The organism is Merdibacter massiliensis, assembly GCF_900155395.1.
In the GTDB taxonomy this organism is placed as follows: Bacteria; Bacillota_I; Bacilli_A; order Erysipelotrichales; family Erysipelotrichaceae; genus Merdibacter; species Merdibacter massiliensis.
The window spans coordinates 99,967-123,284 of sequence record NZ_LT699727.1; the positions used below are offsets into that span (position 1 = coordinate 99,967).

Here is a 23,318-nt window from a genome sequence, read left to right on the forward strand (position 1 = left end):
TAATTATATAACAATTGTTCGCTAAATTGCAATCATTGCCCGCTTTCTAACGAGAAATCGCAATACTTTGCATTCATGAATCTTCATCTTTACTGTCTGACGCTGCAAATTCATCACAAGAAATTTTGGACATAGCCCCATTTTCCTCATCCATATACAAACAAACATTATTTCCTTGCAGTTTTGTTAGAACATTTTCATATATTTGCAATACCCCAACAGAATCATAACTTCCATACAGCGTATTGCCATCACGCATGACAACACGCATCATATTTGCGTTAAAAGATGTTTCATACGGCAAAATTTCAGATATGCGAAATAAAACATTTTTATTTATCTTATCTTTCACCGTATCAAATGCGTTTGTTAATGCATCTAACTGATCATCATTAAAACCGCTGAGCAAAGGATATCTTTTAACAGAAGAAAGATCTTTATCACTGACTTTGATCTGTTTTCCTTCACTATCCAATAAATAATATTGATCATCTTTGATAATATAACCTACGACCAATTTCTCTTTGACCTGGATATGAATCACACCGTCTAGACCTTTTTCCACTTCTGCACTTTCGATCAATTGATTGTTTTGCAATGCATTTTCCATCAAAAAGGCCGGTTTTAGCAAATAACGGGTTTCATAATTCACTCCAGCTATTTCATAAATTTCTTCATCACTATAAAAATAATTTCCTTCAACGCTCAAGGAACGCACTTTAGAAAGGTCACTGAAAAAGTAAAAGCATACCATGGCAAGCAGGGTCAAAAAGATAAAGCGGCGAAAGCGGCGGCGTTTTCGCATTTTGCGTTGACGCTGAGCACGAATTTGGCGTAAACGTTCCGCACGCTCATCATAAAGAAGTTCTTCTTTGCTTATTCCTTCCAATTGAACCTCTCCACCTCAGTAATCATCTCAATGCCATAACGCTCTTTCACTTTATCTTGAATCTCTTGAATCAGCTGATATACATCATTTGCTTTTGCATCGCCGACATTAACGATAAAATTAGCATGTTTGTCACTTACCATGGCACCGCCGATCACCTTTCCGCGATAGCCGATGCTTTCAATCAACTGCCATGCCTGATTGTCTTGCGGATTGCGAAAAACACTTCCGCAATTTGGTTTATCTAACGGCTGAGAAGCCAGACGGCGAGCACGTCTGGAATCCATCAGTGTCCGTATTTCTTTTTGATCGCCTTTTGTAAGCTTTAATTTTGCACCCAGGATGCACCACGTCGGTTTTGATTGAAAAATGGAATGCCGGTAAGAATAATCTAATTCTAGTTTATCGATCCATTCTAAACGTCCTTCACGATAGACAAGGACTTGCTGCACAAAAGAAGCCATTTCGCTTTTATATGCACCGGCGTTCATATATAAAGCTCCGCCTAAAGTCCCTGGGATCCCGCTGGCAAATTCCAGTCCTGTAAAAGAACGGCGCATCGCTTCTTGCGCCAATAAAATGATCGAACATCCAGCTTCTGCCAAAAGAGTCCCATCTTCCTCAAAATAAAAATTATTAAAATAACGATCTAAACAAATGACCACGCCATGAAATGCATCATCACTGCATAAAAGATTACTGCCTTTTCCAAATATCTGATATGGAATCGCCTTTTCTTTCAATATCTGCTGTATACGTAAAAAACAGAGAATATTTTTGGGATATACGAAATAATCACATTCACCACCAATACGGAATGTTGTATGTTTTTTTAATGGCTCATTGCATAGCACATCGCCATATTGCTGTAACTGGTCAAATACATTCATTTGTTCATTCCACCTTCTAATTGTTCGCACCAATCCAGAATATCTTGACATGCTCTTGGTTTTCCTAATCGACGTGAGCATATTTTCATATGTTCCATCCGGATTGGATCATGCAAAATGCCAGAAATAGCATCATGCAGTGTTTTTGCACAGAGATTTTTTTCCTCTATCATAACTGCTGCTTCATTTTCTACCAAAACAGAAGCATTATAAAATTGATGATTGTGTGCAACATAAGGACTAGGAACCAATATGGCAGGTACTCCTAACGCCGTTATTTCAGCCAATGTAGTTGCTCCGGCACGGCACACGATCAAATCGATATGCGATAAAATCGCTAATTGATCCACATAGTCAACCACATGGATCGATGGATATTCTTTAAATACACTTGGATCCATGGAATTATTTTGTCCACAGACATACAAGAACTGACAATCTTCCTGAACTTTTCCCAATGCATCCTTCATCAGTTCATTAATAGAACTTGAACCTAATGATCCCATTACGATCAATACGGTCTTCTGCTGAGGATCCAGGCCTAATGAGCGGAAATACGCTTCATCAAAGGATGTTTGTGCTGCAAATGTAGCACGGGGATTTCCTAAAAGCCTAGTTTTATTTCGATCAAATTGTGAAAGGCATTTCTCATAGCAGCAAACGATGGCATCTGCTTTTTTCATCACCAGCTGATTTGCCTTTCCAATAATTGAATTTTGTTCATGAATCATGGTTGGAATACCGAGATGATGTGCCGCCAGAATAACCGGTGCGCTCACATATCCGCCAAAACCGATGACGATATCTGGATGAAAAGAACGTATATATTTTTTTGCTTTTTGATAAGCACGTAACAATAGAGCAACCGCCTTTGCCTTATCAATTGCATTTCCCACAAATCCGCTCGTATGCAACGCATAAAATGGATATCCTTTTTCTGGAATCAATTTTGCTTCCATACGATCATCATTCCCTACAAAGACGATCTCTGCCTGTTTTCCATATCGCTGTTTTGCTCCTTGTGCCAAAGCTAACGCTGGATAAATGTGCCCACCGGTCCCTCCGGTAACGATCATCATTTTCATAGTTTCTCTCCTCATACCAGTCTATTCTTCAAACGATAAAATGATCTTTTTTTCACTCTTATCGTGCTTATGCGAAAGATTGCACTCGTATTATACCACAGAACATTTCGAATGACATTGAAATATTCAAAAATAGAGGATCCCTGATCCTCATTTTTTCTTTTCTTTGTTATTTGCAATGCTCATTAACAGTCCCATGCTAGACATCATAACGATCAGCGAACTGCCGCCATAAGAAAGAAACGGCAATGTGATCCCTGTCACCGGAAACAAACCGACTACAACGCCCAGATTGATCATCACCTGAATGGCGAATAAAGCGGTAATCCCAATCGCCGTATAGCAAAAAAAAGGCTCTTCCTGGGATATGGCAATTTTGACTCCTTGATAGATGAGCGCTAAATATAAAGCAACCAGTGCAACACATCCTAAAAAGCCAAATTCTTCTGCAAATATAGCAAATATAAAATCGGTTTGCGGTTCCGGCAGATAAAAATGCTTTTGCATCGACTGATCAAAACCCACACCTAAGATTCCTCCAGGGGCAATAGCAAACAAAGATTGGATGATCTGGAATCCACTGCCAAGGGGATCTTTCCACGGATCCAAAAATGATATGATTCGCGCCATGCGATAAGGCGCAGATACGATCAACGCAATCAATGCGGCAATTGCAACGATAGCCAAACGAATAAAATAAGAAATGGGCGCATCTGCAGCCAACAAAATAACGACAACTGCGCACGCCATCACGATACCGCTGCCAAAATCCGGTTGTAACAAAATGAGTCCAAAACCGATGCCAATCAAAAGAAAGGGAAAGAATAAATCCTGCCAAAAATGTTTGATTCGATATTTTTTTGACAAAAAATCAGAAACATACAATATGATCGCAATCTTAAAAAACTCGCTAGGCTGGATCAGAAAACTGCCAATGCCGAACCAGCTGCGGCTGCCGTTGCGCAAAACGCCAATTCCCGGAATCAAAACCAAGATCAAGGTAATGACACTCACCCAGAAGATCTTTCGTGTATTCTTTTGCAAAAACGAAAAAGAAATACGCGAGCAAATATTCATTGCAATAAAACCGATAATTGCAAATAATCCCTGACGCCATGCATAGTAAAACGGATCTTCAAATTTATAAGCTGCCCAAACACGCGAACTGCTGGCAACCATCACGATTCCAATCACGACCAATGCAATGACCTCTATTGTCAATAAACGACATTTTCGTGTCCACATCTTATCACCTACATTTTATTTTATGCAGGCATGACTTTCCCTCATGTCAAAAAAAACCAGGTACTACCTGGTTCATCTCTATTCAACATAAGTAATCGTACCCTCCCACGGAACAAGTCTAGCATGCAGAAGAATACGTTTATCCGAATCCAATCCATAATCCAGATCACATGTGCTCAGCATTATCAATGAATCTTGCGTACTGACATCCTCAACTTCCCTAGATAAATCTGCCTGTGCATACATACGATTGAAATAGTCTGTTTTTTGGGCATCGCTCCCAAACCAGGTTTGATATAAATCCGATTTAGAGTCTGTCTTTGTCAATGCCAGTATATCACAACGATACGTCTCCTTCGGTGTCAGCAAATACAGATACGGATGTGCTTCAAAAAAAGAAGAATCCGCAAATGAGGCAATTTGTGTAAACATCACGGAGCTGTTCATTACGCTGTGTCCATAAATGATAGATTGAAAATTGGAAAAATCCGATGCTGCATTTGCATCCAAGAAGATGGCACCAATCGTATTCGACGCTTTTAAAGAAGAATGATCCAAATAGAAATCATTATCGCTGCCTTGAACGATCGGATAATTGATTTCCGTGTCCGGCACATAGATCCAACCAATGATATCCGGATTCGAACTCTGCAAGGCATCCCAATCCGGCTGCAAGGTTACGATCTTTTTCTCATCTTTGTCATCTTCGACCAATACCATTTGTTCCATCTGCTTTTGTGTCTCATTATCTTCGTGTTCCTGCAGAAGCAGCGGAATCAAATGCCACAAAGAAAAAAGCATGACGCCTAAAAAAAATACGATAGCAATATTATATATCCAATTTTTTGTTTTTCTCTTTTTATTCATATACGATCCCTCGTATCATTTATATCACAAAAAAAGTCATAACTCCACTAAAAAGTACAGTCATGACTTTCTAAAAATCCTTTTATTTTGTTAATTTGCTAGCTGCTGCTTCATCTACAATGACCACGACATCTTTATGGTTCTGCAAAACGGAAGCAGGGCATTGTGTCGTCACATCGCCTTCGACCATCGCTTTGATTGCATCTGCTTTATTTTCACCTGTAGCAACCAGCAAGATCTTTTTTGCTTTCATGATCGTTGCGATTCCCATCGTAATAGCATGTGTTGGCACTTTGTTAATGTCGCCTTCAAAGAAACGCGCATTATCTTTTCTCGTTTTTTCTGTCAATGTCACGATATGTGTTTCTTCGTCAAATGGCGTACCTGGTTCATTAAATCCGATATGTCCATTTGCTCCGATACCTAGTACCTGAATGTCCACACTGACATCTTCCATTGCCTTTTCATACGCTTCACAATCTGCTTTCGTATTTCCGTATGGCACATGCACATTTTCTTCTTTTACATCAATCCCGGAAAACAAATTCTCATGCATGAATGTCCAATAAGACTGCGCATGATCTCGCGGGATACCTACATACTCATCCAAATTAAATGTACGAACATCTGCATAACTTGTACCATTTTCTTTATGATCTTTGATCATATTTTGGTACAGACCAATCGGGCTGGATCCGGTTGCAAGTCCAAGCACAGGTGCTTTTTTGCTTGTAACGACCTCCTTCATGACCTCAAACGCTTTTTGGCTGACTGCGTCATAGTCTTTCACAATAATTACTTCCATGTGATAATCCTCCTATTTCCCGCATTTATTATAACACATGCAAATAAGGAAAACCGCCTTTTTTTGTTGATTTACTACATCTGAATCAAAAGAATTCTACTGTATATGCGCAAGTAAAAGTTTTTCCTTCAGAAAGAAGCATAGTGCCCTCTCGATGATAAAAATCTTCTTTTACTTCAGAAAAATCACCGTGTCCAAACCAAGGCTCTAAGCAAACAAACGGTGCTCTTGCCTTAGGTGTCCAAACAGCGAATAATGGATATCCGCTAAATGAAATCTTCACGCCATGTCCTTTTGGACCTGACAACGTCGCATAGGCACTTTTTACGCCTTTATAAATCAATGTCGGATCTTTTTCAAACAAAGCATAATCTAGATGGATCTGCTGCAAGCTGACCTCTTTTTCACGATATGGCTGTTTCCCTTCTTTGTCTGGAATAACTTGTATCAATGTTTCAGGATTTGCAAATCGGATCGTATAGTCTTCAAATTTTTCATCTTCACATAACGGACATAGAAAGCCCGGATGCAAACCAAAAGTAAACGGCATCTCTTTATTGCCGGTATTCGTAATCCGATAACGGATCGTTAACGTTGCATCTTGTAATGCATAATGAATCTCATAATGAAAATCAAAAGGATACTGCTTTTTCGTTTCCTCGTCGCTATCCATTCCCATGACAACTTCGCCTGCATCAGATGGCAGTTCTTTCAAATCCATGTAACGAATCAAACCATGATTTTTCATCTTATATGTCTTACCTTCGATTGTATACTCTTTGTTAAAAGTACTGCCGACCATCGGAAACAATGTTGGATTTTTCCCGCTCCAATATGGTGTATCGCCTTGATACATATATTGAATACCTGTCACTTTATCCGTAAAAGAGGCAATTTCACCTCCTTTTGTCGTAAAAGTCGCTACATAACGTTCATTCTCTAGTTTCATATCTCGCTGCTCCTTTATTTCTTGCTTTCATTATACATCATTCTTGATTCATAAAAAGAACAAAACAAAAAAAAGAAAACCACAGAATTTGTAAAGCCCCAGTTATAATAGACATGTATAATAAAACCACACATGACTCTAATAGAAAGGGGCTTTTATCATGGCTAAAAAGAGTACAAAATTTAATAAATATACTCCAGAGTTAAAAACTAAAGCAGTAGAAGATTATCTAAGTGATGAATATGGTGGATTACGCAGCATATGCAAAATATATGGTATCAAAGATAATAGAACCTTAAGAAATTGGATAAGACTATATAAACAAAATCCAGAATTACTTAAAGATGATGGCAGACGCTTAGGTAAAAAAGATGGAGTAAATAAAGGTAGATCTAAGAAAATAGATCTTGATTATATGACCAAAGATGAACAGCTAGAATATCTTAAGATGGAGAACGAAATATTAAAAAAAGCGAAGGCTCTCCGCAAAATATACGGAGAGCACTAAGATATTCGATAGTTTATGATTTAAAAGATAAATATCCAGTTAGAAGATTATGTAATTATCTTAAAGTATCAAGTAGTGGATATTATCGTTGGTTAAATATAGGCAGGCCTATAAGGTATTCATTTGATGATTTCTTAGCCGATCAGATAGAAATGATATTTTATGAATCTTATAAAGGATATCGTTATATAACAATGAAAATAGCTTTAGATACTGGTGTCATTTATAATGAAAAGACTGTTTATCGTTATATGAAGATATTAGGTTTATCCTCACCTATCAGGAAGAAAAAGTTTAAATGCTGTACGATTCAAGAAAAAGACAAAAAAGCAAGAACAGTTTGTGATAATGTCCTCGCTAGAAACTTTAAAGCTTCACGTCCTTTAGAAAAGTTAGTTACTGACGTAAGCTATATCTATTGTCAAAAAGGTCGTATGTATATTTCCGTTATTAAAGATCTTTATGACAATTCTATTTTAGCATATAAAATATCTAAATTTAACGATATGAATATCGTTATGAACAATATAAAAGAGATCATCAATGATAAGATATGGAATCCAACAATTGAATGCATCATCCATAGCGATCAAGGTTTCCAGTATACAAATATCATATATATCAAATATCTTGATAGTTATGGAGTTACAATATCACATTCAAGAAAAGCGAATTGTTATGATAATGCCTGTTGTGAAAATTTCTTTTCTCATCTTAAATCTGAATGCTTAGAACTTAATAACAATATCCCAAATACCTTTGATGATCTTATTAAGAAAGTTGATGATTATATCTACTTCTATAATCATCAAAGACCACAAAAGAAATTAAAAGGTATGCCTCCTATGAAATACAGAGAATCCTACCTATAGTGTGGTTATTTATAAGTGTCCCATTTTATTGGAGCTTTACAATTTCTGTGGTTCGTTATTACTTTGGATCTTTCACAAATATCAACAAGATGCCGCCGATCAGCATCATTGGAATCAATCCTAAAATACCGATATTGGTCTCGCCTGTGATCATGATGATCAAAGAGATTGCCATCGGACCAAGGATCGATGAAAATTTAGAAAATACTGAAAAGAAACCAAAGTATTCATTGCTGTCTTCTTTATCAGGAATCAAACGCGTAAAATAAGAACGTGAAGTGGCTTGAATTCCGCCTTGAAACATACCAATCAAGATACCCACGATCCAGATGAAATTTACATTGACCGGGATCAAAGAACCGTAAATGATGATAGCTATGTAGCCTAAAATACTGACAAACAGCATTGGACGGGAACCGAAACGCTTGACCAGCTTTCCAAAATATATAGCACAAGGAAAACAGAATAAATTGATCACGATGACTAATACTAAACTCATCACATCACTGACACCCATATCAGTAGCTAAAGATACTGCCATCTTAATAACGGTATTCACACAATCTATGAAGAAAAAATAAGACAGACAGAATATAAAAATATTACGATTTCTGCGTACATTGCGGAAAGTTGACCATAACCGCACAAAAGATTCTCTCACGACATGTTCGACTGGTTCATGATATTGACGCTGACGAACATTTTTTAACATAGGACGCGAATAGATCAGCCACCACAAGACAGCCATCGCCATCGTCAAGCCGCATCCCCATCGATAGGTCAAAGTAAAAGGCCCAATCTGAACATCACCTAACAGTGTCACAACGGCAAATGGAATCACAAAGATCAAAAAAGGCAATGTAGATCCGATATATCCCCACGCATACCCGGCAGCAGAGACTTTATCCACACGTTCATCATTCTCGCAGACATCTACGATAAACGCATCATAAAAAATAATTGATCCATTATAACCGACCATGGCAATTACGAAGATGATCAGCGCCATCCGATAGTCGATAAATGGAAGTGCCAATGCAAAACCGCCGACAATACCAATATAAAGGAAAAAACGAAACATCTTCATCTTCATTCCTTTATAATCAGCGACAGTTCCTAAAATAGGCGACATCAAAGCTAATAACAAACCATATACGGTATTTGCCCAACCCACATAAACACTGGAATCGCCCGGTGTGATATAGGCGATCAATAATGGAAATATCACGGTACAAGTAGTTAAAACTTGTGCAGAATTACCTACATCATACAAGATCCAGCTGGCTTCTTCTTTTGTATAGCCGATTTTTTCAAGAAATCTTGTGAACATACATATCCCTCGCTTTTTAACGAGATTAATTATAAAACATTTTGTTAAAAGAAACATCATAGAAATGTCAAATTATCATGATTTTCTCATCTTTTTACTCTTTTTCAACAGTGAAACTACTAGAAAACAAGCTTTGCAAATGTGCGATAAAGCGTTTGGTAATCGGCGTGAACACTTGATGGCGGCGCCACAATAAATACATCTCATTCTTCAGTTGCGGAAAAAGCGGACGAAAAACAAGACCGCTGTCTGCGCTCGTATCGATCAAGTGTTCAAATGTTAAAAGATAACCTAAACCTTCTTTTACAAAAACAGATCCGTTATAAGACAATCGAAAAGATCCTTCCAGTATTAACTGTTCTCGTCGATCTCCGCACCACCTAGGAATATCCGCATCCCAGCTCTGCTTGGAACAGAAAAGCGGTAATCCTAACAGATCCTCATAAGCGATTTCTTTCTTTTGCGCCAAATCACAATGAGCACTCATTACGACTCCCCATCGATCATATCCCGGCATTTTCAATACATGATATTTTGCATAATCAGGTCTTTCCACAATCAGGGCGAGATCCAGCAGCCCGCGATCCAATCGTTCCAATACTTGTTGTGTATCTCCGCTCGTCATGTGATAGTGAAAATCGGGATATTGTTGTTTGAAACTGCGGATAACTTTTGCAAGATGGCGAATCTGATAAGATTCTGCACACCCTAGATATACATTTCCGCCGATGATATCATCCATCGACAAAAACTCTTGCGTGATCTTATCGCTCATCGCAACCAGATCTTCGGCTCGTTTTCTTAACAACATGCCCTCTTCTGTCAATTCGATAGAAAAACTATGCCGTATAAATAAGCGTTTTCCCAGCTCTTCCTCTAAGTTTTTTAATTGTTTGGATAAAGTGGATTGTGATACATGCAGCCTCTGTGCTGCTTTTGTCATATTTTCTTCTCTGGCTGTTTCTAAAAAATAACGCAATGTACGAATTTCCATTCTCCCACCTCTATAGTATCCTATCATATTATGACATTTATTCATATCACGATATGAGAAAATACTATTTTTAATTTCATTGTATTACGATTATAATAAAGGAGAAAAGGAGAAGGTACATGACACATTTTACGCAAAAAGAACTAGTGAAAGATCTAATACAGTTAAATTGTGATATGGACTTGATCCAAGCAATCTGTGATGCGTTGCAAGCAAGGCACTATGATGAGGTACAGCATCTATTGATTCATCATAAGTGCCGTCTTTTAGAGCATTTGCATCAATCACAGGCAAATGTGGATCTAATTGATTTTCTCCTTTACAAATTAAAAAAAGAAAGAAAGGCGGTAGAATATGAAACTTGAACAATTACAGTTGGATCCCTCTTGGGACAAGACCTTCCCTAAAAGCGAAAAAGTGGACCATAAAAAGATTTCCTTTCATAATCGATATGGTATTTCCCTGGCAGGTGACTTGTATGTACCTAAAGATTTACAAGGAAAGACTGCCGGGATTGCCGTTTGCGGACCGTTTGGCGCCGTAAAAGAACAAGCAAGCGGTTTATATGCGCAAACGCTTGCTGAAAGAGGCTTTGTCACCGTAGCATTCGATCCTTCTTTCACAGGAGAAAGTGGCGGCAACGTAAGAAATGTAGCTTCTCCTGATATCAATACGGAAGATTTCTGTGCTGCTGTCGATTACCTATCCACATTAGAAAATGTCGATTCCAATCGAATTGGAATACTTGGTATCTGCGGATGGGGCGGCATGGCATTGAACGCTGCTTCTATGGACACCAGGATCAAAGCGACTGTTACTTCTACGATGTATGATATGTGTCGGGTAAGCACTTATGGTTATTTTGATGCCATGAACGAAGAAGAACGTTATCAATCAAAAGAAGCGCTGAATCTTCAGCGAACAAAAGATTACAAAGAAGCTAGCTATCAACGAGCAGGCGGCGTAGTGGATCCACTGCCGGAAGATGCACCATTCTTTGTAAAAGATTACTACGATTACTATAAAACTAGCCGCGGCTATCACAAACGTTCTCTTAATTCAAATGAAGGATGGAATACCACTTCCGCCCTTTCATTTATGAACATGAAGCTATTAAGCTATAGCAGCGAAATAAAGAATGCCGTACTTATGATTCATGGTGAAAAAGCTCATTCCTGCTATTTTAGCAAAGATGCTTTTAAAAATTTGAAAGGCAACAACAAAGAATTGTTCATCATTCCGGATGCTGTCCATACAGATTTATATGATCAAACAAACATCATCCCATTTGATAAGATCTGCACCTTCTATCATACGTATTTAAAGTAATCATGACAAAAGGAACTTTCAGCCTGCCGAAGTTCCTTTTTTATCCTATAATAAAAAAACCGTTCTGTTCAAGAACGGCTTACTGACAAATGGTGCGGGCGACAGGACTCGAACCTGCACACACGAAGGCACCAGATCCTAAATCTGGCGTGTCTGCCAATTTCACCACGCCCGCAATTACATTGCACAATGCTATATCATTATAGCATATTTTCTTTTGGTTGCAAGCTTTTTTTAATTCAATCATTCTATAAATTAAAAAAGCGATGAATTGCTTCATCACTTTCTTTTCTTCATGGTGGTCTCGGTCGGAATCGAACCAACGACACAAGGATTTTCAGTCCTTTGCTCTACCGACTGAGCTACGAGACCATCTTGGTTGCGGGAGAAGGATTTGAACCAACGACCTTCGGGTTATGAGCCCGACGAGCTACCAGACTGCTCCATCCCGCGATGTCTTTTTCCTTACTGGCGGAGGAACTGGGATTCGAACCCAGGCGCCGCTTTCACGACCTACCGGTTTTCAAGACCGGACCCTTCAACCACTTGGGTATTCCTCCATCTCTTTTTTTTGGTGGACCCTGTAGGACTCGAACCTACGACCCACCGGTTATGAGCCGGATGCTCTGACCAACTGAGCTAAGGGTCCTTTTCTTATCTCATTTGGTGGCTGGAGTGAGACTCGAACTCACGACCTTCCGGGTATGAACCGGATGCTCTAGCCAACTAAGCTATCCAGCCATTTTTTTCATGGTCGGGATGACAGGATTTGAACCTGCGACCCCTTGATCCCAAATCAAGTGCACTACCAAGCTGTGCTACATCCCGTTCTCTTACAAAAAAATGGCGCGCCCAGCAGGAATCGAACCCACAACCTTTTGATCCGTAGTCAAACGCTCTATCCAGTTGAGCTATGGGCGCATATCTCTGATGTCTTCACATCAGTGCTCGTATATAATAGCAAACTATTTCCTTTTTTGCAAGTATTTTCTTGCTTTTCTATCACCTTTCTTTATATTTATCTTAAAAACAGACTTTTTTAATAAAAATCTGTCCGCACAAAACGGACACGTCCGATGACTTTTACCGGCAGTTCTTCAATCTCTTTTGCATTGAAATATCTTGACTCTATTTTTGGATTGCTGGCTTCCAGGATCATCCATCCGTCTTTATAAATCACTTTTTTGATCGTAACTTCTTCTCCGATCATGACAACTGCAATTTTTCCGTTTTCTATTGTTTCGCATTGCTGCACATAGATCAGATCACCGTCATAAATATGAGATCCTTCCATTGAATCTCCACAAACACGTAAAAAATAATCACCATGTTTTGCATCCTGATCGCTCACTTCAATATATCCTTCGATCATTTCTTGCGCATATTGATCATACCCTGCTTTTGCACTTCCCAACAGCGGCTTTACATTTCCATCCTTGGCTAGCAGCAAAGAAAGATCACAGCCCATTACTCTTGATAATCGCTGCATCGTTTCATTTTGCAAATGCACATCTTCCTCACTGATCCAGCGATAGTAAGTAGAACGCGATACACCGATCAGCCGTGCCATCGTTTCATGATTCAGATTATTCTTGTTTTTAAAATTAATCAAAATATCTTTTAATTTCATCTGTTTTTCTCCATCATTATTGTATCGTAATCATAATCAATATGCAACAAATTTACAAAAAATGCAAAAAAATGTCCCGAAAAATTATTGATTATCGGACATAAGCATTATACAATGTGATCGTAAGGAGAAATCTCTCATGAGTGAACAAAGAATCTATTTATGCATTGATCTTAAATCTTTTTATGCTTCAGTCGAATGTGCCGAAAGAGGTCTGGATCCTTTTCAGTTCAATTTGGTTGTCGCTGATCCAGCCAGAGGAAAAGGTGCCATCACCCTGGCAGCAACACCGGCAATCAAACGCCATGGCGTCAAAAGCAGAGGCCGTCTTTTCGAAATTCCGGACACGCTCGAATATATGATCGCCCCTCCCCGTATGCAATTATACATGCAATATTCAGCCCGTATTTATGGAATCCTTTTGCGCTATGTCGCTGCTGAAGACATTCATGTGTATTCCATCGACGAGGCCTTCCTCGATATTACGCCCTATCTTCGTCTTTACCATCTTCGCGCAAAAGAATTGGCAAAACGAATCATGGAGGACATTTATCAGCAGACGCATATTACTTCAACAGTCGGTATCGGGACCAATCTTTTCCTGGCAAAAGTAGCTTTAGATATCACCGCAAAGCATTCTCCTTCGAATATCGGCATGCTGAATGAATCGATCTTCCGCCAGACATTGTGGCATCATCAGCCATTGCAGGATTTTTGGATGATCGGCAATGGCAGCGTGCAGCGCTTGCATCGATTAGGAATCTATGATTTATATGACCTAGCACACTATCCAGCAGAACCGCTTTATCAAATGTTCGGTATCCATGCACGCTATTTGATCGATCATGCATGGGGGATGGAGCCAACGACGATCCAGCAGATCAAGAACTATGTACCTAAGACAAACTCGATCTCTAACTCGCAAATATTATTCCGCGATTATACGTATCCAGAAGCTCGTCTTATCCTGAAAGAAATGGTCGATGCCAATGTGCTCTCGCTTTGTGAAAAAGAACTGGTCACAAATCATATCGCATTGACCATCCATTATTCAAAAGAGAAAAAAAAGAAAGCACACGCATCGCGAAAACTGTCTAATTTTACAGGTTCCTGCAAGATATTGACTGCCGCATTTCTGCGGCTGTATGAACAAATCGTAGATCCGCAACAGCCTATTCGTCAAATTGCCATTTCTTTTGGCAATGTTCAAAAAGAAAGCTTTGCCCAATATTCCTTATTTGCCGATGAGCAGAGCATCGAAAAAGAACGACAGCTGCAGCAAACTTTGGTTCATATTCGAAAGCGTTATGGAAAGAATGCCATTTTAAAAGGAATGAATACATGCGAAGCTTCTACACAAAGATATCGAAATCAAACAATTGGCGGGCATAAAGCTTTTTAGGAGGAATCATATATGAAATCATTTGAAGAACGCGCACAGATCTTTCAACCGTTTGATTCATTGAAAGGATTTCGTCAACTGCTGAAGCAGCAAGAACACATTACTGTCAAAAAGCCTTTTTTCAGTGAAGATGAATTGCAGGAGCTCAATACGAAACTCACTTTGATCAGAAGAGGGATGCTCCTAAGCGTTTGTTATTTAGAAAATGACGAATGTTTAGAGATACAAGGGATGGTCGCAAATATAAACATGGATACAAAAGTATTGCAGATAGTGAAAAAAAAGATCCCTTTCCATCATATCCTTTCCTTGCAGGGGGATGAGATTGAAAGCGATCCTTTTGCACTGCCATGATCCTATCGCATTAAGATATAAGCCATATAACCAACATATGTACAGATCATCAAGATGCCGATCTTGCGATCCAAGGTATGTATTCTGCAAAGCAGCCAGTAAACTACCGTGATCACCAGCAAGAACAACGTATCATATAATGCCGTTGTTTCTACAGTGATGGGACGCAAAACTGCAGAAATTCCTAAGATACATAACACATTAAATAAATTTGAACCGATGACATTGCCCATAGCAATGTCATTTTCGCCTTTACGGGCTGCGACAATAGACGTAACAAGTTCAGGCAGACTTGTACCGACAGCGACAATGGTCAAACCGATCAAAGTTTCGCTCCAGCCAAGGATCCGTGCAAGAGAAGTAGCTCCTTCCACTGTGATCTGACCGCCAATGGCAATTGCCACGATACCGATCAACAAGAATAACAACAATCGTATCATGGAACGCTCTTCCGGGGCTACATTTTCTTCTTGTTTCGCATTTTTCAATTGCAGCAGCAAGGTACAGACAAACAATACAAGCAGTACACCGGCTTCCAATCGCGAAATGTGCAGATCCTGAAACAAAAACAAAACCAGCAGCAGTTCTGCGATTGCCGATAACGGCCAATCTCTTTTCAGCAAGATGCGATCACAGATCAAAGGAAAAATACAGGCACTCCCACCAGCAACGATCAATAAATTAAAAATATTCGAACCAACGACATTTCCAACAGCAATTTCATTTGCCCCTTCCAAAGCAGCAGTGACGCTGACTGCCAGCTCCGGCAAAGAAGTACCAAAGGCAACGATCGTCAAACCGATGATCACAGGTGAAATCCCTAGTTTTTTAGCAATTCCCGAAGCATTGTCTACAAATGCATCGGCGCCTTTTACCAAAAAAACAAATCCGATGACGATCAATAAAATGGAATATAAAAAATTCATATAAAGTCTATCCTCCGCAATATGTCTATCATATTAAAAAATTACCATATTTATTTTAAACTTTTATAAATAAAAAAAGAAGTAGATTTTTTACCAATGGTATAAAATCCGCTTCATTCTCTTATAAACTATTGTATTCGCTATCGCTTACCGGTTCGCACCATTCATTTGATCCATGTTCACTAGGTACTTCAACAGCAAGATGTGCAAACCAGCTGTCTTTCGCGGCGCCATGCCAATGTTTCACCTCCGCAGGAATATTGACTACATCACCGGCCTTCAATGGGCGAGCTTCTTTTCCCCATTCTTGATACCATCCGCGCCCTCCGGTTACTAACAAGATCTGTCCGCCTCCGTGATGAATATGCCAATGATTGCGACAGCCTGGTTCAAATGTAACATTTCCAATGGCAACACCCTCTGTTGTCAGCATATTCAAATAACTGGTACCGACAAAATATTGTGCATAGGCACTATTTTCCTGACCTATTGCAAACAACTCCCCATTCAGATCCTTCAACATTTGCTCGTTTTTCATCATTTCGCTCCTTTCAGACAACCTTTTATCTGGTCATTTCACTTTCTTTATTTCGCAGTTGATCGATTAAATGATCCACTATATCTAAACGCTGATTTTCTTTATGCACTCGCTTTATGATCTCACAGCGCCGATGACGAAGACTGAATAATAGTTCCGATCGATGATTCTCTGCATCCAAATAATAAAACAACATTTTTGTTATATCCTTTTTCATGTAACCTAACTTTTTGAGTGTTAGCGCCATAGATATTTGCTGTATGACCTGCTGTTCATCGTCATGCGCAAATACACCAATTTCTTTTAACCATTGTATTTGCTGATTGGAAAGGACAAAGCGCTTTTGCATCTCTTCTATCATCAATGACCTCCAAAAAAAAGCTGTCTTTTGACAGCTACATTGTATCGCTAGTGTGTTTATATGTCGAATACTTATTTTACATCATTTATCATGCATTTATGTAATGATATACTTGTTCCAAAAAACGACCTAACAGAGGAGAATACATCTGATGTTTTTTCCAGACAAAGACCGTTCCTGTTAATAATTTTGGTGAAAAAGGAATAAATTTTACCCTCTGATCCACATGTGTTCCATAAGCCCCTCTTGTCGTAATCACCACTGCTGTATTATTTGCCGCATAGGCAACTGCATTCGATAATAAATCATAAGTAGCTACGACCGTAAGATTTTTTTCATCCTCTTGCAACCAGCTGGTGATCTCATTTTGAACGATCGAGCGTTTGGCCAGAAACAAGGGAATTCCATGTAAATCCGCAGGCAGCAAAACATCTTTTTTTGACAACTGGTAAGAAACAGAAACCAAAGCCCCCCATTGTTCAAAAAATGGAAGACGCACAAAATCATAGCGTTGCAAATCGACCGGTTCCATCAAGACACCAAAGTCCAGGATCCCGCTGTCTAATTGATCACGAATCAAATCCGCTGTACCAGAAGAGAAAGAATAGGTTACTTGCGGATAACGCTGATTAAAAAATTGAATGATCTCTGGCAAAAATACTTGAGCAGCCTCACATTCAGCTGCACCAATAGCGATCGTTCCAGTAAAGGAATCACTTTGATCTAATAGTTCTTTTTCTGTTTTATCAACCAAAGCGAGGATTTCCTCCGCCCTGCGTCGTAACAATAAACCTGCTTCTGTCAATTGAATATGGCGTTTTCCACGAATGAGCAGCTGTGTCTGCATTTCTTCTTCCAGCGATGCTAACTGACGGCTCAACGCCGGCTGGCTCAAATGCAGTTTTTCTGCAGCTTTTGTGATATTCCCTTCTCTTGCAACAAACAGAAAAGAATGCAGTGTACGAATTTCCATCTACTCACCTCTCTTTCTTTCATTGTACATATGGATCATGAACAACACAACCAAAAATCTCCCTGCTTCAACAGCAGAGAGATTATAATGATCCATCAGTTACCTTGTGTACGTAAATAACGGCTTAAAAATTCTTTGGTACGCTCTTGTTGCGGATGTTCAAAGATTTGCTGCGGTGTTCCCTGTTCTGTGATCACGCCGCCATCCATAAATACAACACGCGTAGAAACATCTTTCGCAAATGCCATCTCATGTGTGACGATGATCATTGTCATATTTTCTTTTGCCAATTCTTTGATGACATCCAGGATCTCGCCTACCATCTCCGGATCCAAAGCGCTGGTCGGCTCATCAAACAGCAAGACCTCCGGCTGCATACATAATGCACGGGCTATCGCTACACGCTGTTTTTGTCCCCCGGAAAGCTGAACGCTGCCAGCATGAGCAAATTGTTCCATGTCAACTTTCTTTAAGTATTTCATTGCCGTTTCACGCGCTTCTTCTTTGCTTTTCTTTAAAACTTTCATTTGTCCGATCATACAGTTTTGCAGGACGCTCTTGTTAGCAAAAAGATTAAAGTTTTGAAATACCATTCCGACACGGGAACGATATTGATTCACATTCATTCCCTTTTCAGCAATATTTTTCCCATGGAATAAAATTTCACCGCCGCTTGGTGTTTCCAGCATGTTTACACAGCGCAACATTGTTGACTTTCCTGAACCGCTCGATCCGATGATCGTGACAACTTCACCTTTCTCAATGTTAAAATCCACATCATGAAGTACTTGCAAAGAGCCAAAATGTTTTTTTAGATGACGTATTTCAATAATTGGTTCCATATTTCCATTACTCCTTTTTATGCACAATAATCATGATAGGATGATTGCAAATTCAAACGCTTTTCAATCTGATTTAATACAAATGTTGCAACCGTCGTTAAGATCAAATACAAGATTGCTGCTACAAAATATGTTTCGATCATCAACAAATTGCTTCCTGCAATCGATTGACTTTGAAAGAACAAATCTGTGACTGACAATACATTCAGCATACAGCTGTCTTTGATATTAACGATCAATTGATTTCCAATAGATGGGAAGGCATTTCGTATTGCCTGCGGGAAAATGATCGAAATCAGGGTCTGGACTGTTGTCATACCTAAGCTTTTTGCTGCCTCTGTCTGTCCTTTATCCACCGATTGCAATCCGGAACGGATGATCTCCGCCATATAAGCACCGGTATTGATCGATATGATAAACATACCAGCAACCGCCATGTTCCATCCGATGATATTTTTCAAAAAGTAATAGAAGAATAACGCTTGCACCATCATCGGCGTACCACGAAATACCCAAACATAAAATGCTGTAATAAGATGCCCTGCTTTTTTCAATACTTTGGTAAATGTAGAATCCGATTCGTTAATTTCTAATCCACGAATACCTCCCAAGATCAGACCAATCAAAAAACCTGCAAGGGTACCAATGATTGCATACAATAATGTAATGCGAATGCCATAAAAGAACATATCGGCATTTTGTGTAAATATTTCCCAACATTTTATTAAATCAAGACTCATAATTTTCTCACTCTATCGCCTTTCTTATTCTTGAGCAGGTTGATTCTGAACAGCTTTTTCCATATAAGCCAAACGCGTTTCTTCATCAATGTTATCCAATGCTTTTTGAACCGCCTCAAAGTCTTCGCTTCCGCGGCTGCCTTCTTTCATCGCAATGGATACAGTCGTATCTGCTTCAAATCCTTTTCCTTCATCAAATGTGATATAAGTTAGATCCGGATTTGCCGCAATGACACCTTTTGCGACTGCAACTTCTGCAGTGATGCCATCGACATCTCCAGCACGCAAAGCAACAACCATTTCCGGATATGTTTTCTTAGGCGTTACATGATTGACCCCTTTAATTTGATCGATCACATCATCATAGCTCGTTCCCAATTGTCCAACAACATTTTGACCGCTGAACTGCTGAATATCCGTATAAGATGCTTGCTCACTGTCTTTACGAACAATCATGATCATTCCTTTTGAATCATAGTACGGTGTCGTAAAATCTGCACCTTTCTCACGTTTATCACTGGCAGTCATACCGGCAATGATCGCATCCGTATCTCCTGATGTCAGTGACGGGATCAAACTATCCCAAGCAATTTTTTTGATCACTAATTTTTTTCCTAATTGATCTGCAATATTTTGAGCGATCATGACATCGTATCCATCTGCATAACCGGCTCCATCCAGAGAAACCGAAGTATCTGTCTCTTCATTTGTCTGCCAGTTGAAAGGAGCATAACCTACTTCCATACCAACGACAAACTGATCTTCTCGATCATCTCCGCTTCCACAACCGCTCAGCATCGTAAGCATCATGGCAGACGCGCACACAATAGCACCAAATCTTCTTTTCATAAACATTTCCTCCCTCTGATTTTATGCTTACAAAATAAGAGTCATGCTATTAGCACGACTCTTGATTCGATCTGGTCCTCTAATAGCGCCTCTTCATAAGATTCTTATGAAGGAGTGATGCAAGTATTTCCTGCAACCCCAGGATCGTATCTGCCGATACTTCACCTTCGGCAATGATTACCTTTCCAGTTGTTCTTCGCCCGCCGGCTCCCAGCTGTACTCTGATGCATTGCTGCCTCTAAACTCTTATTTGTATGTCAATCATTATACAGTGTTTCTCTATTTTGTCAATGAATATCAATTCTTTTTTGAACAATAAGTGAAAAATAGGGTTTTTTAAAAATGATGATGCTGTTGAATATATCGGATTCCTGTATAAATAAGCAGACACAAGATCAATCCATCTAATATTGCAATCAAAGCGGCAAACGGATTTGCACATTGCAGTTGATCTTGCAAATATTGCAGATCGTTGGGCGCATATCCTTTTTCATAAGGATGGATCGCACGACAACAAAAAAAGATCATATTTACCAGATATACTGTAAATGCACCTGTTGTTATCATGCTTTTTTTAATTTGCGGCTCATTGAGCAGTTTCTTCCATTGCATCTTCATATTTTCAGTATGAACCGCATGCTTCCTTTCTATGAAGAGAACCACTGCAAAAAATGTCGAAAAGACAAAAAAACTATTCGAATACGATCTGGCATCGATCTGTATCCGAATAGTTTTGTTTTATTGTGCAGCTTTGACCATGAAGTCACATACCTTACGTGAATATTCCATTGGATCTTCTACCGGGAATCCTTCGATCAGCATTGCCTGTGTATATAAAACATCGGCATACTCTTTAACTGCTTCTTTATCTTTTGCATATACCTTTTGCAAAGCGGCAAAGATTGGATGTTTTGGATTGATCTCTAAGATACGTGTTGCTTTCATACCATATGGATTTCCTTCCGGCATTGCAGACAATACCTTTTCCATCTCAAAAGACATTCCTTCATCACTTGACATGCAAACCGGATCATCTACTAATCGAGTAGAAATTTTTACATCCTGTACTTTATCTTTCAAAGCTTCTTTGATATCAGCTAAAAGATCTTTGTTATCCTCTGCTGTTTGTTCTACTTCTTTTTTCTCTTCTTCACTTGCCAGGTCTAAATCGCCTTGTGAAATATTTTTGAATTGTTTTTCCTTGTAGCTGCCCAATGCCTGCAAAGCAAACTCATCTACATTATCTGTTAAGTACAAGATTTCATAATCTTTTGCTTTGACAGACTGTACCATCGGCATACGGTCGATCTTTTCAACATCTTCGCCGGATACAAAGTAAATATATTTTTGATCTTCCGGCATACGAGCAATGTATTCGTCCAATGTCACTAACTTCTTCTCATGAGAAGAATAGAACAACAATAAGTCTTGCAGCAATTCTTTATGCATACCGTAATTGTTATAAACACCAAACTTGATCTGCAAGCCAAAATTGCTCCAGAACTTCTCATATTCTTCACGTTCATTGCGCAGCATCAACAGCAATTCAGATTTGATCTTCTTTTCGATACGATTTGCGATCACTTTCAATTGACGATCATGCTGCAGCATCTCTCGGGAAATATTCAAAGAAAGATCCTGCGAATCGACCAAACCTTTTACAAAACGGAAATGTTCTGGAATCAGGTCTTCTGCCTTGTCCATGATAAATACGCCGCGGCTGTACAGCTGCAGACCTTTCTTATAGTCTTGTGAATAATAATTCATAGGCGCTTTGCCTGGTATGAACAACAAAGCTGTAAAGCTGACATTTCCTTCTACGCTAAAATGAATTACTTTCTGCGGATCCGTATAATCCATAAATTTATCTTTATAGAAATTGTTATACTCTTCCTGTGTAATATCATTTTTATTACGTTTCCATAAAGGAATCATCGAATTTAATGTCTTCGTTTCTACGACTGTTTCATACTTCGGTTCTGCTTTTTCATCCGCATTTTCTTCCTCAACGCGTTTTTGTTCCTCAACTTCCATGCGAATTGGATAACGGATATAGTCTGAATACTTTTTGATCAAACGTTCAATTTCATATTGGGCTAAGAATTCATCATAGTTTTCATCTTCTGTATTCTCTTTCAGGTATAAGGTGATCTCACTTCCCCATCCTTCTTTTTCACATGGTTCAATGGTATATCCATCACTGGCATTGCTTTCCCAACGATAGGCTTCCTCTTCCCCGTATTTACGAGAAACGACAACGACCTTTTGGGCAACCATGAATGCAGAATAGAAACCGACACCAAACTGGCCAATGATGTCAACATCGCTTTCTTTGCCATCTTCTAATTTTTGTTTGAAAGCTAAAGAACCGCTTTTTGCAATCGTTCCCAGATTTTCTTCTAATTCCTCTTTATTCATACCTAGACCGTTATCACGAATCGTAATCGTACGTGCATCACGATTGACATCCAAATGAATCTCAAACGCATCACGATCAACATCCTGATAATTTTCAGTGAGTGATAAATAATACAATTTATCGATTGCATCACTTGCGTTAGAAATTAATTCACGTAAAAAAATCTCTTTATGTGTATAAATAGAGTTAATCATTAGATCCAACAATCGTTTGGATTCCGCCTTGAACTGTTTTTTTCTGCTCATCGAACATTCCTCCTTGTTAGCACTCATTATTTAAGTCTGCTAAAAGTATAACGCACATTCTTAGCACAGTCAACACCTGAGTGCTAAAAATCAATGTTTTTTTTTCAAAACTTTATGATCAAAAAAACTGCAAATAGTTTTTTGAAGTATCATATGCTCTTCAATGTGAGATTCAAAAAAAGTTGCTGATTTTGCTACCAATCTTAGATCAATGAGCGTATTATCCTGTAAACACAAATCTTATCATGAAACGTTCAATGTTACATCCTGGTGACA

The 23,318-nt window shown here is 39.0% G+C and carries 25 protein-coding genes, 8 tRNA genes and 1 riboswitch; of the genes, 6 read left to right on the forward strand and 27 right to left on the reverse strand.

The genetic code is table 11. The features are described 5' to 3' along the window. Positions 1 to 73: 73 nt before the first annotated feature. The 7 genes from BQ9859_RS08425 to BQ9859_RS08455 form a co-directional block, all read right to left on the reverse strand. A complete protein-coding gene (locus tag BQ9859_RS08425; RefSeq protein WP_075877762.1) occupies positions 74 to 889 on the reverse strand; it encodes a cell division protein FtsQ/DivIB in 816 nt (271 codons plus the stop codon). Next, the gene (gene murB / locus BQ9859_RS08430) at positions 877 to 1,779 is read right to left on the reverse strand and encodes a UDP-N-acetylmuramate dehydrogenase (RefSeq protein WP_075877763.1); all 903 of its coding nucleotides are present in this window, start codon (positions 1,777 to 1,779) and stop codon (positions 877 to 879) included. Before murB ends, BQ9859_RS08425 begins: the two co-directional genes overlap by 13 nt. After that, positions 1,776 to 2,864 (reverse strand): undecaprenyldiphospho-muramoylpentapeptide beta-N-acetylglucosaminyltransferase, encoded by a 1,089-nt coding sequence (gene murG, locus BQ9859_RS08435; protein WP_075877764.1) that lies wholly within the window; start codon positions 2,862 to 2,864, stop codon positions 1,776 to 1,778. Before murG ends, murB begins: the two co-directional genes overlap by 4 nt. A gap of 150 nt (positions 2,865 to 3,014) precedes the next feature. After that, entirely contained in the window at positions 3,015 to 4,109 is a 1,095-nt protein-coding gene (gene ftsW / locus BQ9859_RS08440; RefSeq protein WP_075877765.1) for a putative lipid II flippase FtsW, read from the reverse strand. A gap of 78 nt (positions 4,110 to 4,187) precedes the next feature. Then, positions 4,188 to 4,976, reverse strand: a complete 789-nt coding sequence (srtB, locus tag BQ9859_RS08445; protein WP_075877766.1) for a class B sortase — start codon at positions 4,974 to 4,976, stop codon at positions 4,188 to 4,190. Between the two features lie 82 nt (positions 4,977 to 5,058). Then, positions 5,059 to 5,781 carry a glucosamine-6-phosphate deaminase gene (gene nagB, locus BQ9859_RS08450; RefSeq protein ID WP_075877767.1) on the reverse strand — a complete coding sequence of 241 codons (723 nt, stop codon included), beginning with the start codon at positions 5,779 to 5,781 and terminating at the stop codon, positions 5,059 to 5,061. Between the two features lie 85 nt (positions 5,782 to 5,866). Then, positions 5,867 to 6,730: an aldose 1-epimerase family protein gene (locus BQ9859_RS08455; protein WP_075877768.1), complete on the reverse strand. Its 864-nt coding sequence runs from the start codon at positions 6,728 to 6,730 to the stop codon at positions 5,867 to 5,869. Positions 6,731 to 6,890: 160 nt separating this feature from the next. Here BQ9859_RS08455 and BQ9859_RS08460 point away from each other — a divergent pair, with 160 nt between their 5' ends. Beyond that, positions 6,891 to 7,238: a helix-turn-helix domain-containing protein gene (locus BQ9859_RS08460; protein ID WP_075877457.1), complete on the forward strand. Its 348-nt coding sequence runs from the start codon at positions 6,891 to 6,893 to the stop codon at positions 7,236 to 7,238. Positions 7,239 to 7,246: 8 nt separating this feature from the next. Next, a complete protein-coding gene (locus BQ9859_RS08465; RefSeq protein WP_083662729.1) occupies positions 7,247 to 8,110 on the forward strand; it encodes an IS3 family transposase in 864 nt (287 codons plus the stop codon). A gap of 58 nt (positions 8,111 to 8,168) precedes the next feature. On the opposite strand, the gene BQ9859_RS08470 is transcribed toward BQ9859_RS08465, so the two are convergent. Together BQ9859_RS08470 and BQ9859_RS08475 are read right to left on the reverse strand one after the other, a co-directional pair. Further along, complete coding sequence (locus tag BQ9859_RS08470; protein WP_075877769.1) at positions 8,169 to 9,440, reverse strand: MFS transporter; 1,272 nt, start codon at positions 9,438 to 9,440, stop codon at positions 8,169 to 8,171. Positions 9,441 to 9,534: 94 nt separating this feature from the next. Continuing rightward, positions 9,535 to 10,434, reverse strand: a complete 900-nt coding sequence (locus tag BQ9859_RS08475; RefSeq protein WP_075877770.1) for a LysR family transcriptional regulator — start codon at positions 10,432 to 10,434, stop codon at positions 9,535 to 9,537. Between the two features lie 119 nt (positions 10,435 to 10,553). Here BQ9859_RS08475 and BQ9859_RS08480 point away from each other — a divergent pair, with 119 nt between their 5' ends. Continuing rightward, positions 10,554 to 10,799 carry a hypothetical protein gene (locus BQ9859_RS08480; protein WP_075877771.1) on the forward strand — a complete coding sequence of 82 codons (246 nt, stop codon included), beginning with the start codon at positions 10,554 to 10,556 and terminating at the stop codon, positions 10,797 to 10,799. Beyond that, complete coding sequence (locus BQ9859_RS08485) at positions 10,789 to 11,763, forward strand: alpha/beta hydrolase (RefSeq protein WP_075877772.1); 975 nt, start codon at positions 10,789 to 10,791, stop codon at positions 11,761 to 11,763. Before BQ9859_RS08480 ends, BQ9859_RS08485 begins: the two co-directional genes overlap by 11 nt. A gap of 90 nt (positions 11,764 to 11,853) precedes the next feature. Here the strand turns inward: BQ9859_RS08485 and BQ9859_RS08490 are convergent. The 9 genes from BQ9859_RS08490 to BQ9859_RS08530 form a co-directional block, all read right to left on the reverse strand. Beyond that, positions 11,854 to 11,938: transfer RNA gene (locus BQ9859_RS08490), tRNA-Leu, on the reverse strand. A 121-nt stretch (positions 11,939 to 12,059) separates the two neighbouring features. Then, positions 12,060 to 12,135 (reverse strand) — tRNA-Phe (locus BQ9859_RS08495). 4 nt (positions 12,136 to 12,139) lie between these two features. Then, positions 12,140 to 12,216: transfer RNA gene (locus tag BQ9859_RS08500), tRNA-Met, on the reverse strand. Between the two features lie 16 nt (positions 12,217 to 12,232). Continuing rightward, positions 12,233 to 12,323 (reverse strand) — tRNA-Ser (locus BQ9859_RS08505). 12 nt (positions 12,324 to 12,335) lie between these two features. Beyond that, positions 12,336 to 12,412 (reverse strand) — tRNA-Ile (locus BQ9859_RS08510). Between the two features lie 15 nt (positions 12,413 to 12,427). Continuing rightward, a tRNA-Met gene (locus BQ9859_RS08515) sits at positions 12,428 to 12,504 on the reverse strand. Between the two features lie 10 nt (positions 12,505 to 12,514). Further along, positions 12,515 to 12,591: transfer RNA gene (locus BQ9859_RS08520), tRNA-Pro, on the reverse strand. A 16-nt stretch (positions 12,592 to 12,607) separates the two neighbouring features. Then, positions 12,608 to 12,684, reverse strand: a tRNA-Arg gene (locus BQ9859_RS08525). Between the two features lie 118 nt (positions 12,685 to 12,802). Further along, positions 12,803 to 13,393, reverse strand: a complete 591-nt coding sequence (locus BQ9859_RS08530) for a LexA family protein (protein WP_075877773.1) — start codon at positions 13,391 to 13,393, stop codon at positions 12,803 to 12,805. Between the two features lie 139 nt (positions 13,394 to 13,532). On the opposite strand from BQ9859_RS08530, the gene BQ9859_RS08535 reads away from it, so the two are divergent. Beyond that, complete coding sequence (locus BQ9859_RS08535) at positions 13,533 to 14,795, forward strand: Y-family DNA polymerase (RefSeq protein ID WP_075877774.1); 1,263 nt, start codon at positions 13,533 to 13,535, stop codon at positions 14,793 to 14,795. Positions 14,796 to 14,807: 12 nt separating this feature from the next. Continuing rightward, a complete protein-coding gene (locus tag BQ9859_RS08540) occupies positions 14,808 to 15,149 on the forward strand; it encodes a YolD-like family protein (RefSeq protein WP_075877775.1) in 342 nt (113 codons plus the stop codon). Between the two features lie 2 nt (positions 15,150 to 15,151). Here the strand turns inward: BQ9859_RS08540 and BQ9859_RS08545 are convergent, their stop codons facing one another. The 9 genes from BQ9859_RS08545 to htpG all read right to left on the reverse strand — a co-directional run bounded on the left by BQ9859_RS08545 (position 15,152) and on the right by htpG (position 23,042). Next, a complete protein-coding gene (locus tag BQ9859_RS08545) occupies positions 15,152 to 16,075 on the reverse strand; it encodes a calcium/sodium antiporter (protein ID WP_075877776.1) in 924 nt (307 codons plus the stop codon). Between the two features lie 121 nt (positions 16,076 to 16,196). Next, complete coding sequence (locus BQ9859_RS08550; protein ID WP_143404406.1) at positions 16,197 to 16,613, reverse strand: cupin domain-containing protein; 417 nt, start codon at positions 16,611 to 16,613, stop codon at positions 16,197 to 16,199. Between the two features lie 25 nt (positions 16,614 to 16,638). After that, positions 16,639 to 16,974 carry a hypothetical protein gene (locus BQ9859_RS08555; protein WP_075877777.1) on the reverse strand — a complete coding sequence of 112 codons (336 nt, stop codon included), beginning with the start codon at positions 16,972 to 16,974 and terminating at the stop codon, positions 16,639 to 16,641. An 88-nt stretch (positions 16,975 to 17,062) separates the two neighbouring features. Continuing rightward, positions 17,063 to 17,947 carry a LysR family transcriptional regulator gene (locus BQ9859_RS08560; RefSeq protein ID WP_075877778.1) on the reverse strand — a complete coding sequence of 295 codons (885 nt, stop codon included), beginning with the start codon at positions 17,945 to 17,947 and terminating at the stop codon, positions 17,063 to 17,065. 95 nt (positions 17,948 to 18,042) lie between these two features. After that, a complete protein-coding gene (locus BQ9859_RS08565) occupies positions 18,043 to 18,789 on the reverse strand; it encodes an amino acid ABC transporter ATP-binding protein (RefSeq protein ID WP_075877779.1) in 747 nt (248 codons plus the stop codon). 17 nt (positions 18,790 to 18,806) lie between these two features. Further along, the gene (locus tag BQ9859_RS08570; RefSeq protein ID WP_075877780.1) at positions 18,807 to 19,529 is read right to left on the reverse strand and encodes an amino acid ABC transporter permease; all 723 of its coding nucleotides are present in this window, start codon (positions 19,527 to 19,529) and stop codon (positions 18,807 to 18,809) included. Positions 19,530 to 19,553: 24 nt separating this feature from the next. Beyond that, entirely contained in the window at positions 19,554 to 20,378 is an 825-nt protein-coding gene (locus tag BQ9859_RS08575; RefSeq protein ID WP_075877781.1) for a transporter substrate-binding domain-containing protein, read from the reverse strand. Between the two features lie 75 nt (positions 20,379 to 20,453). After that, positions 20,454 to 20,627: riboswitch (Lysine riboswitch) on the reverse strand. A gap of 87 nt (positions 20,628 to 20,714) precedes the next feature. Beyond that, positions 20,715 to 20,990 carry a hypothetical protein gene (locus BQ9859_RS08580; protein WP_235846418.1) on the reverse strand — a complete coding sequence of 92 codons (276 nt, stop codon included), beginning with the start codon at positions 20,988 to 20,990 and terminating at the stop codon, positions 20,715 to 20,717. A 126-nt stretch (positions 20,991 to 21,116) separates the two neighbouring features. Then, positions 21,117 to 23,042, reverse strand: a complete 1,926-nt coding sequence (gene htpG / locus BQ9859_RS08585; RefSeq protein WP_075877783.1) for a molecular chaperone HtpG — start codon at positions 23,040 to 23,042, stop codon at positions 21,117 to 21,119. Positions 23,043 to 23,318: the final 276 nt, after the last annotated feature.